Genomic DNA, 13700 nt, shown 5'->3' on the forward strand with positions numbered 1-13700 from the left:
ACCATACTATAGTACGGTTGAGAAGCTAATGAAAGAGATATGAAGTAGAATTGCTTTGTAGTATTTGGCTAATACTGATTTTGGGTTAAACGCCACAATGCCTATGAAACCTATAAGAACAGAAGAAGATTACCATATGGCTTTAGTGAGATTACAACTCCTAAAGGATTCTAAGCCCAATACAGCACAAGCAGATGAATATGATGTTATAAACATTCTAATAGAACACTACGAACGAGAGAATGCTCCTATGGGGATGCCTGATCCGATAGAGAGTATCAAGATATTTACAGAGTTCTTCCCTGATAATGAGGATGACTTAGATGGCAAATAGAAAACAACTACGCCTTTGTAATCAGATTACAAAGGCGTAGTTGTTTTAGTTATGAGTTCACTTCACTTATCACTTCGTAAGGCTATGCAGTTTATCCACAGACCTTGTCACCCTGACGTAAGGAAGGGTCTCACTCCTAACTCTACATCGTAGCCATAGTCTATATCACACACAATGTCGGTGCTACATTCCCCTCGATGGAGGGGTGCCTGAAAGGCGGGGTGGTTATGAGTCCACTTCAGTTACCTCAAAGTCGGGAGACTTTGCGGAGCAGTTTATTTACATTTAATAGTTTACCTCACTTTATCACTTCGTAAGGCTATGCAGTTTATCCACAGACCTTGTCACCCTGACGTAAGGAAGGGTCTCACTCCTAACTCTACATCGTAGCCATAGTCTATATCACACACAATGTCGGTGCTACATTCCCCTCGATGGAGGGGTGCCTGAAAGGCGGGGTGGTTATGAGTCCACTTCAGTTACCTCAAAGTCGGGAGACTTTGCGGAGCAGTTTATTTACATTTAGCAGTTCACATCACTTCACAAGGATAATAGCCTTTTAAACGCAAGTTAAAAACCGTTCACTGTCAACCATCAACTGTCAACCAAAAAAAGACGCCTCTATAAATGAATACAGAGACGTCAGCTGATAAATTAATTAAAAATAACCTATGCTACAAGTTGCCTTATAGCTACATAAACATTGTTTTTTCTTACTAGCACTTTCTTTTTCTTTATACTATAGTATTCCCTAAATACTATGGTTTCTATTTATTTTATAACAGCAGATTGCTCGTCGTTATTCGCTTTCCTTTTGGCATTCGGGATAGAATAGCGTATCCCTATCTGCGCATTAAAGTTGAATGGTCTCTCTTTATAGACATTGCTAAGAGAGCTTCTGTCGTCAACATAATACCTAACCCCCGGCTCAAAGAACACCCCTACCTCTTTCGCTAATTTATACTCCATACCCAAACTAGCATTTACTGAAGCCTGTAAGCTTTTAGTATGTATATGCTCTTTAGGTCCCTTTTCTACTACATCTCCCATCTTAAAGGTAGTGTCAACTGTACCCGCTATTGCCTTCTCTAAATGTACTCCTCCATTAACATAAGTAGAGAATCTACCTATCTGCCATACATTATAATTCACCTGAATAGGAATCCCTATATAGTGTAATGTCTGATCACTAATAACCTTATACTCATCACTACCTGACTGAAGCTTAGACGACAATCTTGAATAAGTAACACCTGTGTTAATCCCCCACTTGTCTCCCATCTGATAATACACTGACAATCCAAATCGGACAGGTCTCTTATGATCTATCTTGGTGTTGACATTGCGATCTAGATTAGCACTGTATATCTCTGAAAGAGGTCGTTGTACCAAGCTAAACACAGGATCATTAGCTTCTGTCTTAAAGCCTCCCTTCATAGATGCATATCCATTCTGTGCTTGACTTGAATTTGCTGATAGATTACTAGAAAGCAGCCCTATAGAGAAACCTCTCTTTTCTTTCTTGCGATCTATATTATCAACAAGTATTCTGTCTAGTCTTATCTCTTCTTGAGCTATATAATCATTAACTGCTTCTTGTATATTAGCACTAGTCACCGCTATTTCAGTATTGCCATTTAAAGTATGTCCCTTCATCTTTAATTGACTTATAGCAACAACCTTAGACACACCTGAACTAAGCTCTTCTACCGCCTTCCCTTCCTTCTTTGGTTGTCCATAAGAAGCGATAGCTGTAGGAGGCATTGCTATATGCTCTTGCTTACTATTTTCCTCTGTGCTCTCCTCTACCTTATTCTCTTCTTTATTTCCTTTTAAACTTTCTTCTCTCGAATCAACAACAATACTTTCTCTTTCTTTGATAATCTCTTTTGGCGATACCTGTCCTGCTTGTTTATACAGTTCCATACCTCCTATTAATAGTATAACCACAGAAGCTACAATACCTATTATTCTTTTAAACCCTATATTACTACTAGGTTTCTCCTCTTTGTGTTGATATACAGTATCAGACCATAATGGTATGATTTTTCCCTTCTCTTCCCCAAAAAGTTTTTGTTCCAAATCTTCCCACAAACCCTCTGGTCCGATCTCTGTATGACCCTTCATCTTCTGCTCTAGGTCATCTGTCCATTTATCGTTCATAAGGCATTTGTATTTAGTTTATTATATGTTTTGATCTTTTGCATTAACATCTTCTTAGCCCTGTGAAACTGTGAAGCTGAAGAATTCTCTGCTATTGACAAAAGTGACGCTATCTCTTTATGGCTTTTCTTCTCGAATACATAAAGATTAAACACGGTGCGATAACCATCAGGTAAATCTTGAATATACTCTAGTATCTCCGACTCTGGTATCCCATCTAGACACGGCTCCTCCTCATCTTCAAGGTCAGGAAGATCATCTGAGTTAATAGGAAACATCATCTTCGAGTTGTCTCTTATAAACTTTAGTGACTCATTAATTAACAGCCGAGTAGTCCAAGCCTTTAAAGAGCCTGCCCCTCTATACTCAAACATCTCGATAGAATTAAATATCTTAATCAAGCTATTCTGCATAATGTCCCTCACATCCTCTTGCCCCTTGATATATCTCATACAAACATAGGTAAGATGCCCCGAATAGAATTCGTAGAATTCCTTCCAAGCAGACTGATCCTTCTTTCTCAGTCTCTCTACGAGCTTCTGCTCTGCGACATCTTTTTTAGTTTTCTGTTGTATAAACATATGTTACAAGAGGCTTATACCGAGTCATTATATAACTAACAACCCGCTATTTATCTTTTCATTCTATTTCTTTATTGCTTGTGGAAAAACGTATTTAATGGGTTCAAAAGTACTCAAATCGACTCCATCCACTGTTAGTTTATCAACGCTTAACTCAAACTTTAACGAATTAATTCTATTCGATGTGTAAACTCCTTTTCTCTCTGCTTTAAATGTTGCTATCACCTTCTTACTCACCCCTTCCACAGGAATCTCTAGCTCTAATGGCTTAGGAGTAAAAACAAGTAGTACCGCAGTATTAGTAGGATGTAGACTCGCTGTAAAGTCAACATTATACTTCACATCACCTAGCGCTTTAATAGCTTCAGCCTTTGCTACCTCATCTTCCACCACACTTCCCACGATCTCTCTTACAGGTAATGCCTTAAAAGCCATTATATCTTCCTTTACAGTAAAGGTCGTATTCACTCCACTTTGCATTCTTCCTTGTACAGTAATTAACCTACCGAAGTACTCTCCATTAATATCTTCCACTTTAACGGGTTGATCAGGATAGACATCATTATCATCTATACTACACGATGCTAACCCCACTAAACTGAACATCAATAAAAACGCACTAATCTTCTTTGCTCTTTTCATCTTATCAGACATTTTAATTCTTACTAAACAATATTCTTTGGTGAGTACTCATCTATATAAACCACCTTTTGTCAAAACCTTGCATAGAAATTATAAAAAAATATCAAATAACAAATAAGATATTATTAATCAACAGTTTAAAGATAAGTTTTTTTTTAGGTTTACAGTTGACAGTGAACAGTGAACGGTTTTTAACTTGCGTTTAAAAGGTTATTATCCTTACGAAGTGATAAAGTGAAGTGAGCTATTAAACCATCCTAGACTTGCGAAGCACTTAACGGCCTTAACAGAAAAGCGAGTGTCAATAGGTGCTAATTCCGCAGAACAAAATTCTGTTTGACCGAAGGGAGTTAATTTTGTTCAGGAATTTGTGCCGTAATTGACCGCTTTGGAGTTAAAGCCTTGATTTTTTTGTTTACTTTTTTTATCAAGAAAAAAAGTAAAAGAAGAAAACCGCGTAGCGAAAAAGATTAGTAAGTGATATAGACTATAGTCACGAAGTAGAGTTACGCGTGAGACCCTTCCTTACGTCAGGGTGACAAGGTCTGTGGATAAACCGCATAGCCTTACGAAGTGATAAATGAAGTGGACTCATAACCATCCCGCCTTTCAGGCACCCCTCCATCGAGGGGAATGTAGCACCGACACTGTGTGTGATATAGACTATGGTCACGCAGTAGAGTTACACGTGAGACCCTTCCTTGCGTCAGGGTGACAAAGTCTACACGCACACTTACCCCTCTTAAAATACAACCAAAAAAAAGACCTATTACCACTAAAACAGTGCTAACAGGTCTTCCCTAACTTTATTACTCTATTCTATAGATTATCTAACAAATCCTCCACTAAAGTATACCCTTCTATATACAAGTTCCCCTCCTCTTTATCAATAGCGATTACTTGCATTCGTATATTCTTTCCTTGGCGGATAAGAGCATCCACCCTTTTGGTTAGCAGGTGATCCTCCTCTACAGATAGCCCTTTAAACAGCTGCATCGTCTTGCTATCCTCGTCTATTAATAACTCATTATATTTTATCATACTTATAATTTAAATAGTGGTACCATCCATCTCACCCCTAGTGCTATCTGATGTTCATTTCTGTCTGATTTTGCTACAGTGTAATTCTTATAGTCATAGTTCAGATAATTATATGCAGCGAACAAGCGCAGGTTTTTAAAGGCAGCCTCGTTAAACGGATTATATTCCACCGCAGTAGAAATTCCTTTTAAACCATAAGATACCCCATTATCAAGGTCGTTTCTATAGTTATACATCACCTTGATGTAAGGCGTTATCTTATTAAACTTATACTTAATAGAAGCAGTAGTAACATTATCCTTTACATAAGCCACTCCCTTCGTTACGGTATTCAAATCTGTAAACGCCGCATCAGCTACATTTCTAAAACCATACATCCAATCAAACTCAGCCATAAAGTTATTAAATGTCAACCTATTTCCTATCGTTATCCAACTGTAATATTTCTTCGCATCGTGTTGAAATAAAGCATACCCATATCTCGTTTTCAAATGCTTCTTAAACAACTCCCCTTCCCATAAGAACAAGCCTCCATAAGCCTTATTCTTATATGCTTCAGCACTAAACTGCTCCCCTTGAGAGACCATTTGCAGCTTAAATGATTGTCCTTTTACTTTATAAGCAACACTAGCTCCAGGGCTGAATAACTCAATAGAACCAATGATATTCGTGAACATATATAGATCAGCACTATTATAAGACAACTCCGTAGAACCCCAAGCAGTAAACTGTTTTCCCATTCCCACAGTCCAATGTTCATCAATATTATACTCTAAGAAAGCAAACTCTAAGGCATTAGAAGCTGTTGACTCATTTAGGCGATAACGCAATGAGTACGTCAACTTATTATTGTAATTTCCTTTTAAATAAACTCTTGATTGCACTAGTCTAAACTTGCTATCACTTGTACCTGCACCACTTGTCTTCGTCAAATTCTCATACTTGGTATCAAGGAATACCTCTACATTATTTATTTTTTCTTGGGGAGTTACTGTCGGCGTAGGTGCCAATACTCCTAACAAGGTCGTTTCTTCTTTTTTATCATCTTGTGCCATTGTATTTAGAGTTCCTAAAACTAGGGCACATAACACATACTTAATCTTCATAGCTTGGTAGGTTTTAAAAAGTCAATATAGCATTTTTTAAAACATAATTAACAAAACTTTACCAAAATTATACAAATACAGCATAGCTATAAATAGAAGTAAAAGCACTTAAAAAAACCTAACACAAGCAAAACAACAACTATTATATCTTAAAAAATACACAATAACAACTATCCGATTATTTAAAACAATCACAGAATAACACTTCACCCCTCCCCAATCTACCTAAAACTGCAAACCTCATGATTAATTAATATCCCAACACACAATTTATCTAAATAATACTATGTTATTAATAAAAATAATTATATCTTTATAATGTTGTGTATTAGTATGAATTTAATGGAGAATCACTTTTTATGCCTTAGTGTGGGTATATCAAGTGATTTTTTTTATTTTTAGAAGATCTGCATATTCCCATATAGTTTAAAGGCTCCGCACGGATTACAAATCCGCGCGAGCTGAACTTACTAAGTTTATTTATCACAATTCATCACCACGAAAACATCAATGATGTTTTAGGTATGCGTGACCACACAGTAACCACAAACCTAACGCTGGCGCGGATTTGCAATCCGTGCCGTGTATTTCCACACAGTAAGTGCCGTGTATTTTCTCAAAAAAAAACGACAATACAGCCTAACCATATTGTCGTTTTTATATCAAAAGTCTACTTAGAAAGAACATTCGTAATTCCTAATTCCTAATTAATTTATCTGACGTTTTGTTTAAAGTAGATCTGAGTTGCTCCTACACCATACTTCTGATAGTTAGCATCTTCAGCTACTATCTCAGAATAGCGGCTAAACAAGTACTCTAACTCTGCTTTTAAGATTCCCTCACCTACTCCGTGTATAAATACAATACGAGGAATGCGATTGCGTATAGCGAACTCTACTTGTCCTCTAGCAGTGTCTAACTGTAGCGTTAGCATATCGTGCTTATCCATGCGTTTAAAGTCTTTCGTAAGCTTCTCTATATGCAAGTCCACTTCTAAGATAAACTCATCCTTACGAGAGCGTTTATCCTTGGTAAACGAACGTTTAATAGGATCAACCTTATCTTGAAGTGCTTCACTAACAGAACTACGTATACTTGCTGATCGCATATCTACTTCATCCTCTTTCACTACTTTTAATAACTCTTTAGGTTTATATGTTAATAGAAAACCATCTTTCGTTTCTACAGTAACCTCTTCCCCTATGATATTGATGACTACTCCTTCTTCGTCCTCATCTAATACTTGTACGTAATCTCCTTTGCTAAGCATCTTTATCTTCTTTTGCTTGGTTAATTAAATCTCTTTTTATCCCAGCATCAAACTCACGTTCTGCCGGTCCACGATTATGTGTATTGCTTGGTGTCTTTTGCATCAACCTCGCCATCGCGAAGAAGAATAACGCTACCCCTATTACCTGAATCCAAATATTAGGTTTCTCACTAGAACTCTCCACTAATGCCCATCCCATAAAGAACAAGGTCGTTAATGTCAATGCTAATTTAGCTATTTTCATATTATTTTAAGGTGCTAATCGTTCTACTTTCCAGTCCATTCCATCTTCCGTCAGCGTATATCTAATACGATCGTGAAGACGGTTAGCACGTCCTTGCCAAAACTCTATAGATACAGGCTTAACAACAAAACCTCCCCAGTTATCAGGGCGTGTAACAGTAGTCCCTTCCACCTCTTGTTCTAGCTTATTGATTGCTTGTTCTAATACCTCGTGATTGGGAATTACCTCACTCTGATTAGAGACTATCGCTCCTAATCTGCTCCCTAAAGGGCGACTATCGAAGTAATTATCAGATTGTACCGCACTAGCCTTACTAGCGATCCCCTTTATGATTACTTGACGCTCAGCCGATGGCCAAAAGAATGATAAACACAAATGCGGATTAGCGATAATCGCCTTTCCCTTCTCTGAATCGTAGTTGGTATAAAATACAAATCCCTCTTCATCATAAGATTTTAACAGCACTACTCTAGCCTTCGGAAAACCGTCTAAACCTATCGTTGATACCGTCATCGCATTAACCTCATCTACACCTCCGAAATCCTCTGTCTCGTAGAACCATTTCTTGAATTGCATCATCGGGTTCTCGTCCACATTGCTTTCTAGCAATACGCTTTTCTCATAAGATTTTCTGTAATCGCTTAAATCACTCATATCTCTATCTATTATAAGTCAAACACTTTACCATCATCTCCATTTATAATCTTACCACTAAAGACAGTTTCTGCCTCTTTCTTAAACAGGGTAATATCGTTATAACGAGTAGAATAATGTCCTAATACTAACGTCTTAGCATTAGCAAGTTTAGCGATTGTCGCTGCTTGCTTAGCTGTACAGTGTTTCGTTCTCTCTGTATAATGCTCCTCTGACTCTAAGAATGTACTCTCGTGATATAACACATCTACATCTTTAATGATAGGCACTATTGCTTCTGAATAGTATGTATCTGAACAGAATGCATAACTCTCCGTATCTTCCGGTTCATAAGTGATATCCTTATTTTCCACGACTGTTCCGTTATCTAGTGTTATATTCCCACCGCTTTTAATCTTTTGGTAGTAACATTTATCTATCCCCAAGTCCTCTATCGCACCAATGCGCAACTTGCGGTCTCCAGGTTTTGTTTCAAATTTATATCCATTGGTATATACGCGGTGATCTAATGGAATAGTTCTCACAATCACTTTATCATCTTCAAAGACGACTCTACTCTCTTTACTAGTCTGTTCGTGGAAGAACAACTTATATCCCGAATAGGCGTTACCTAATTTTAACTGTAATAACGTTACCTCCTTAATCCCTTTGGGTCCATATATATGCAAATCAGATTGGCGATTAAGTAACATATATGTTGAGATCAATCCTATTAAACCAAAGAAGTGATCTCCGTGTAAGTGAGAGATAAAGATGTGATTAATACGCTGAAACTTTAGTTTATGACGTCTTAATTGTACTTGTGTTCCTTCGCCTGCATCGATCAAGAACATATGCCCCGCTATCTCTAAAACTTGAGAAGTAGGGTTGGTTATCGTTCGTGGTGTTGCTGCATAACAGCCTAATATAGTAAGTTTCAATGTGGTTTTATTTTATATTTTGAGCACGTAATTTACGAAAAACTACTACTAAGTCAAAAATAAAAGGCTTAAATTACTTTAAGCCTTTTATCTGTAATTATATATTTAACTATCGTACATAAGAAATATCCTCTTGTGAAACGAAGTAATTAATCTCTTTCTAAAACCCTAAATCTCTTTGGATCTCATCCATTTCAATCAAATCATGTGCTTCTTGTAAAGAAGGAGCGATTATCAAATCTCCATCAAACTCATTAAAGTCTATTGACTCGATTACAATAATAAAAGACTTATTAGCCTCTTCCATATGCTGTACAGCAAGAGATTCGAACTGCTCTATATCTTCTTCCTCAACCACAAAACTAGTATTAGTCAAATCTATCACTAGGTTAGCCTGTTTGAAGCTACTCTCATACTGCTGCTCTACCTTCTCAATAAACTCAACAAGACTCCCCTCATTGCACGTTATAATAAGTGTATGCCCTTTTTCTTTTACTTTCATTGTATACGCCTTAATTTGATTAAGCGAATATAAAACGAATATGAATATAATCATAGACTAGACCTAAAATATTACGGAAATATAGGATGAGTAATGTATAGACTGATTATGTATCAGCAACGCAGATCCGCAATCGATATCCGCAACGCATTTCCGTAATCAACATCCACAACACATTTCCACAATCAATATCCGCAATCGTAGGGATGTATTACATACATCCAAATAAAACATCCTTGGATGTTTTCATAAAGATTACGTGCCGACATTGTGTGATATACATCCACAACGCATTTCCGTAATCAATATCCGCAACACAATTCCACAACGCATTTCCGTAATCAACATCCACAACGCATTTCCATCATCATTATCCACAACACATTTCCACAATCAATATCCGCAATCGTAGGGATGTATTACTATACGCCCAAATAAAACATCCAAGGATGTTTTCATAATAATTACGTGCCGACATTGTGTGCCCAATGGACGTGACGTGTATTGTGGTTACTGGGTAGGATGTATGTAATACATCCCTACGATTGTGTGCCAACATTATGTGCCGACATTGTGTGCCCAATGGACGTGACGTGTATTGTGGTTACTGGGTAGGATGTATGTAATACATCCCTACGATTGTGTGCCAACATTATGTGCCGACATTGTGTGCCCAATGGACGTGACGTGTATTGTGGTTACTGGGTAGGATGTATGTAATACATCCCTACGATTGTGTGCCAACATTATGTGCCGACATTGTGTGCCCAATGGACGTGACGTGTATTGTGGTTACTGGGTAGGATGTATGTAATACATCCCTACGATTGTGTGCCAACATTATGTGCCGACATTGTGTGCCCAATGGACGTGACGTGTATTGTGGTTACTGGGTAGGATGTATGTAATACATCCCTACGATTGTGTGCCAACATTATGTGCCGACATTGTGTGCCCAATGGACGTGACGTGTATTGTGGTTACTGGGTAGGATGTATGTAATCATCCCTACGATTGTGTGCCGAATGGGCGTGATATGTATTGTGGCTACTAGGTAGGATGTATGTAATACATCCCTACGATTGTGTGCCGACAGGACGTGATGTAGATTGTAAATAATAATACATCCACACAGTCCTAATTCCTAATTTTAAATTCATAACTAGAGCACAGCGACATCAAATAGTCGTTTTAAAAATACTCAAAAACTGTTCTTTATAACTCTGTGAGATATCTATCTCCATATCATCTTTAAGCACTAGATACCCACCATTAGCCTTGTGATATCCTTTGATATAATTGACATTGACAATATGGGATTTATGCACACGGATAAACGGATAAGGAAGTATCTCGTGAAAGTGTTTAAGGAAGCGGCAGATCATCTTTACCTCTCCATTATCACAGTGTATATTCGTAAAGTTACCATTGCCTTGGAGGCGGATGATACTCTCCATTTTGATCACCTCAAAACCCTCTAACGTAGGTAATATCACCTGCTGTTTATCAGGTTGAGGCTCTTTCATATTGTTGAGGAGGATCTTGTTTCGATCTAGTAACTCCTTATTGACGATATGATTCTGAACCTTGTTTACTGCGAGGATAAGCTCCTCTATACTCAGTGTTTTAAGCAAATAATACGCCGCACTCTGATTCAATGCCTTTAGCGAATACTCCGAAAAGGCAGTAACGAATATCGTCTCAAAATACAAATCCTTACATCCCTCTAGCACGTCAAAAGCATTGCCAAAGGGCATCTCTACATCTAGAAAGACTAGCTGTGGCTCTAATGTATGTATGACCTCTATAGCCTCCTTACAGTCCATAGCCATTCCTACTATCTCTAGTTGTGGACAGTACTTCTCTATATAAGTCTTCAGTATATCTCTAGCCGCAGACTCATCCTCTACGATAACACTTCTAATACGTTGTTGCATAATTGTTTTGTTAGTTAACAGTGTACGGTTTACAGTTGATAGTTGACAGTTGATAGTTTTTAATTTCACTTTAATAGTCCATAATCCTTATGAAGTGATAAAATGAAGTACCTTATTTAAGGCAATTATTCTTACGGAGTCCCTGTGGCCTTAACAGATAAGCGAGTGTCAATAGGTGCAAATTCCCCATTCCTAATTAAGTGAAGCGTCCCTATTGCCGTAGGCAAACATTCCTAATTCCTAATTCTTAATTCGTAATTCTTAATTCGTAATTCTTAATTAAGCGAAGCTCCCCCTACTGCCGTAGGCAAACATTCCTAATTCTTAATTCATAATTCATAATTAGAGTGTAGCGCAGCGAAACGACATACATTCCTAATTCCTAATTCATAATTAGAGTGTAGCGCAGCGAAACGACATACATTCCTAATTCATAATTCATAATTAGAGTGTAGCGTAGCGAAACGACATACATTCCTAATTCTTAATTAATAATTCCACTCTCACTCCCATATCAGGAGCCTCCCTTTCTCTAATCACCATAGAGATATTCGCCTTGTATAATTCGTTTAGTAACTTGATGCGCTCTGTCGTATTATTCACTCCTCTAGACTTGTGTTCACGTTGATTAGCCGTCTTTAACGCATTACTCTGAGTAAGCCCGATACCGTTATCCTCTACCACTATTACCAACTTCTTCCCCTGTCTAGATACAGATAATGACAGCAGTCCTTTAGACTCTTTATAACGCAACCCGTGCCATATTGCATTCTCTAATTGAGGTTGTATAAGCATATTGGGTACTAAGACTGCATCTTCATCGATATCCTCTGCTACACTGATGGTATAGTCAAACTTATCTGAGAACCTCAAGTGCTCCAAGTCTAGGTACTCCGTTAGCTGTTCTAACTCTGTGGAGAGCTGCACGAAATCCTTATTCGAGTTCTCCATCACGTTGCGCATTAATCGTGAGTAAGAAGACAAATACTTATTCGCTTCCAACTCATTGTTCTGAGCGATAAACTGATTTACACTGTTTAGGCTATTAAAGATAAAGTGCGGATTCATCTCACGTCTAAGTGACTGTAACGCAATCTGTTTATTCTTTCTCTTGATAGAGAACAGCGTTCTGTATATAAATACCATAAACACTAAAATCGTTGCTATAAACCCAATCAAGATATAGTTAATCGTAGTCGTTCTACTTAGCAATTCATCTTTTAACCCTCTCTCTTTCTCAAGTTGATTAATCAATTCCTCTTTGACGTGAAATAGCTTCGAACTAACCAATGTACTATCCGCCAAGACCAATTGATCTAGTTGCTTTAAGAACGAAGATTGGAGCGCTAATGCCTTATCTACCTCTTTATATTCTTGATATCTAGCAGTCAATTCAGACACAATCTCCTTCGCTTGTAAGGTTTGATTAGTCGATAACGCCAATTGATAGGCTTCCGTTAGATACTTAAATCCTGCCTCTTTATTCTTTTGTAAGAAAGCGATGTGAGCCAACTGTCGCAGTTGTATGACCTCCTCCTTTATATTCTTCCCTTGCCTAGCCTTCTCTAATAGGGATAAACTCAATGCTAGCGCCTCGTCATATTGCTGTTCCTCTACATAGATAGTCGAGATTTGCTTCTCTATCTCAGTCGTCGCCTCAGGCTCTACCGCCTTTTCTTTAGCCTGTTTTAATTGTTGGATAGCCTCCTCCTTTTTTCCTTCCTTCAGATTGATTTCAGCTATTTGTTTCAGCGTTTCTACTTGTGCAGGTTTGTCATCTGCCTTTTCGAAGATAGCTAGATTACTCTCCATCACCTTAGTCTGTTCCTTTGGACTACTTGCCCCTAGCCGCTTTAGGTCATTCTCATTCACAGCCTTCGCTTCACTATCTGTAGCAGACTGTAGCGCAGACTCGAAGCTCTTGATCGCCATCTCCTTATTGCCTAGTCGTTCATACAGCTTACCGATCTCACGCTCTACCGTAGTTAGGCGTTTCTTGTCCTTTAGTTTCACATAGAGATCCTTAGCCTTCGTATAATACGCAATCGCCTTCGCTAGATCCCTTTCTCTATTTAACTCTTTAGCTACCGCTACATAGCTCATCGCTACATCCTCCTCAGAAGCCGTCTCTAGCATCGCCTGTAATTCGCTCAATGCTTCTTCACTTCCTGTAGTAGGTATACGAGTTCCTACCCCCACCTGAGCATACCCTATAGAAGTACCAAAAAACAGTATCAAAACCCACTTTATATATTGCATATCAATATCTTAATTAATTATAGGACAAAGTAAATACATTCATAACA

13 protein-coding genes are annotated in these 13700 nt (G+C 38.0%); 1 reads left to right on the forward strand and 12 read right to left on the reverse strand.

The window, feature by feature from the left end; genetic code table 11:
- Positions 1-103: 103 nt before the first annotated feature.
- Complete coding sequence (locus CF599_RS06035; RefSeq protein WP_254050245.1) at positions 104-334, forward strand: hypothetical protein; 231 nt, start codon at positions 104-106, stop codon at positions 332-334.
- A gap of 771 nt (positions 335-1105) precedes the next feature.
- Here CF599_RS06035 and CF599_RS06040 read toward each other — a convergent pair.
- From CF599_RS06040 to CF599_RS06095, 12 genes are all read right to left on the reverse strand, one after another.
- The gene (locus tag CF599_RS06040) at positions 1106-2497 is read right to left on the reverse strand and encodes an outer membrane beta-barrel protein (protein ID WP_121965150.1); all 1392 of its coding nucleotides are present in this window, start codon (positions 2495-2497) and stop codon (positions 1106-1108) included.
- Positions 2494-3078: an RNA polymerase sigma factor gene (locus tag CF599_RS06045; RefSeq protein WP_121965151.1), complete on the reverse strand. Its 585-nt coding sequence runs from the start codon at positions 3076-3078 to the stop codon at positions 2494-2496. Before CF599_RS06045 ends, CF599_RS06040 begins: the two co-directional genes overlap by 4 nt.
- Before the next feature lie 63 nt (positions 3079-3141).
- Positions 3142-3720, reverse strand: a complete 579-nt coding sequence (locus tag CF599_RS06050; RefSeq protein WP_158221768.1) for a DUF4840 domain-containing protein — start codon at positions 3718-3720, stop codon at positions 3142-3144.
- Between the two features lie 819 nt (positions 3721-4539).
- Positions 4540-4761, reverse strand: a complete 222-nt coding sequence (locus CF599_RS06055) for a hypothetical protein (protein ID WP_121965153.1) — start codon at positions 4759-4761, stop codon at positions 4540-4542.
- A gap of 2 nt (positions 4762-4763) precedes the next feature.
- Positions 4764-5867 carry a porin gene (locus CF599_RS06060; RefSeq protein WP_121965154.1) on the reverse strand — a complete coding sequence of 368 codons (1104 nt, stop codon included), beginning with the start codon at positions 5865-5867 and terminating at the stop codon, positions 4764-4766.
- Positions 5868-6579: 712 nt separating this feature from the next.
- On the reverse strand, positions 6580-7137 hold the full coding sequence (locus CF599_RS06065) for a Smr/MutS family protein (RefSeq protein ID WP_121965155.1): 558 nt from the start codon (positions 7135-7137) through the stop codon (positions 6580-6582).
- Positions 7130-7381: a hypothetical protein gene (locus CF599_RS06070; RefSeq protein ID WP_121965156.1), complete on the reverse strand. Its 252-nt coding sequence runs from the start codon at positions 7379-7381 to the stop codon at positions 7130-7132. Before CF599_RS06070 ends, CF599_RS06065 begins: the two co-directional genes overlap by 8 nt.
- 6 nt (positions 7382-7387) lie before the next feature.
- The gene (gene pdxH / locus CF599_RS06075) at positions 7388-8035 is read right to left on the reverse strand and encodes a pyridoxamine 5'-phosphate oxidase (protein ID WP_121965157.1); all 648 of its coding nucleotides are present in this window, start codon (positions 8033-8035) and stop codon (positions 7388-7390) included.
- An 11-nt stretch (positions 8036-8046) separates the two neighbouring features.
- Positions 8047-8955, reverse strand: coding sequence for a ribonuclease Z (locus tag CF599_RS06080; RefSeq protein WP_121965158.1), 909 nt, complete (start codon positions 8953-8955; stop codon positions 8047-8049).
- Positions 8956-9115: 160 nt separating this feature from the next.
- Entirely contained in the window at positions 9116-9457 is a 342-nt protein-coding gene (locus CF599_RS06085) for a ribonuclease Z (protein ID WP_121965159.1), read from the reverse strand.
- Positions 9458-10635: 1178 nt separating this feature from the next.
- Entirely contained in the window at positions 10636-11394 is a 759-nt protein-coding gene (locus CF599_RS06090; protein WP_121965160.1) for a LytTR family DNA-binding domain-containing protein, read from the reverse strand.
- A gap of 477 nt (positions 11395-11871) precedes the next feature.
- Entirely contained in the window at positions 11872-13653 is a 1782-nt protein-coding gene (locus CF599_RS06095; RefSeq protein WP_216821866.1) for a histidine kinase, read from the reverse strand.
- Positions 13654-13700: the final 47 nt, after the last annotated feature.

The organism is Myroides sp. N17-2, from assembly GCF_002286775.1.
GTDB lineage: Bacteria > Bacteroidota > Bacteroidia > Flavobacteriales > Flavobacteriaceae > Flavobacterium.

What these genes read in the sequence shown, in the direction of transcription:
- CF599_RS06055 (WP_121965153.1), bottom strand. Translation starts at nt 4,761, where the DNA reads ATGATAAAATATAATGAGTTATTAATAGACGAGGATAGCAAGACGATG.
- CF599_RS06060 (WP_121965154.1), bottom strand. Translation starts at nt 5,867, where the DNA reads ATGAAGATTAAGTATGTGTTATGTGCCCTAGTTTTAGGAACTCTAAAT.
- pdxH (WP_121965157.1), bottom strand. Translation starts at nt 8,035, where the DNA reads ATGAGTGATTTAAGCGATTACAGAAAATCTTATGAGAAAAGCGTATTG.
- CF599_RS06095 (WP_216821866.1), bottom strand. Translation starts at nt 13,653, where the DNA reads ATGCAATATATAAAGTGGGTTTTGATACTGTTTTTTGGTACTTCTATA.
- CF599_RS06085 (WP_121965159.1), bottom strand. Translation starts at nt 9,457, where the DNA reads ATGAAAGTAAAAGAAAAAGGGCATACACTTATTATAACGTGCAATGAG.
- CF599_RS06045 (WP_121965151.1), bottom strand. Translation starts at nt 3,078, where the DNA reads ATGTTTATACAACAGAAAACTAAAAAAGATGTCGCAGAGCAGAAGCTC.
- CF599_RS06050 (WP_158221768.1), bottom strand. Translation starts at nt 3,720, where the DNA reads ATGAAAAGAGCAAAGAAGATTAGTGCGTTTTTATTGATGTTCAGTTTA.
- CF599_RS06040 (WP_121965150.1), bottom strand. Translation starts at nt 2,497, where the DNA reads ATGAACGATAAATGGACAGATGACCTAGAGCAGAAGATGAAGGGTCAT.
- CF599_RS06070 (WP_121965156.1), bottom strand. Translation starts at nt 7,381, where the DNA reads ATGAAAATAGCTAAATTAGCATTGACATTAACGACCTTGTTCTTTATG.
- CF599_RS06065 (WP_121965155.1), bottom strand. Translation starts at nt 7,137, where the DNA reads ATGCTTAGCAAAGGAGATTACGTACAAGTATTAGATGAGGACGAAGAA.
- CF599_RS06035 (WP_254050245.1), top strand. Translation starts at nt 104, where the DNA reads ATGAAACCTATAAGAACAGAAGAAGATTACCATATGGCTTTAGTGAGA.
- CF599_RS06090 (WP_121965160.1), bottom strand. Translation starts at nt 11,394, where the DNA reads ATGCAACAACGTATTAGAAGTGTTATCGTAGAGGATGAGTCTGCGGCT.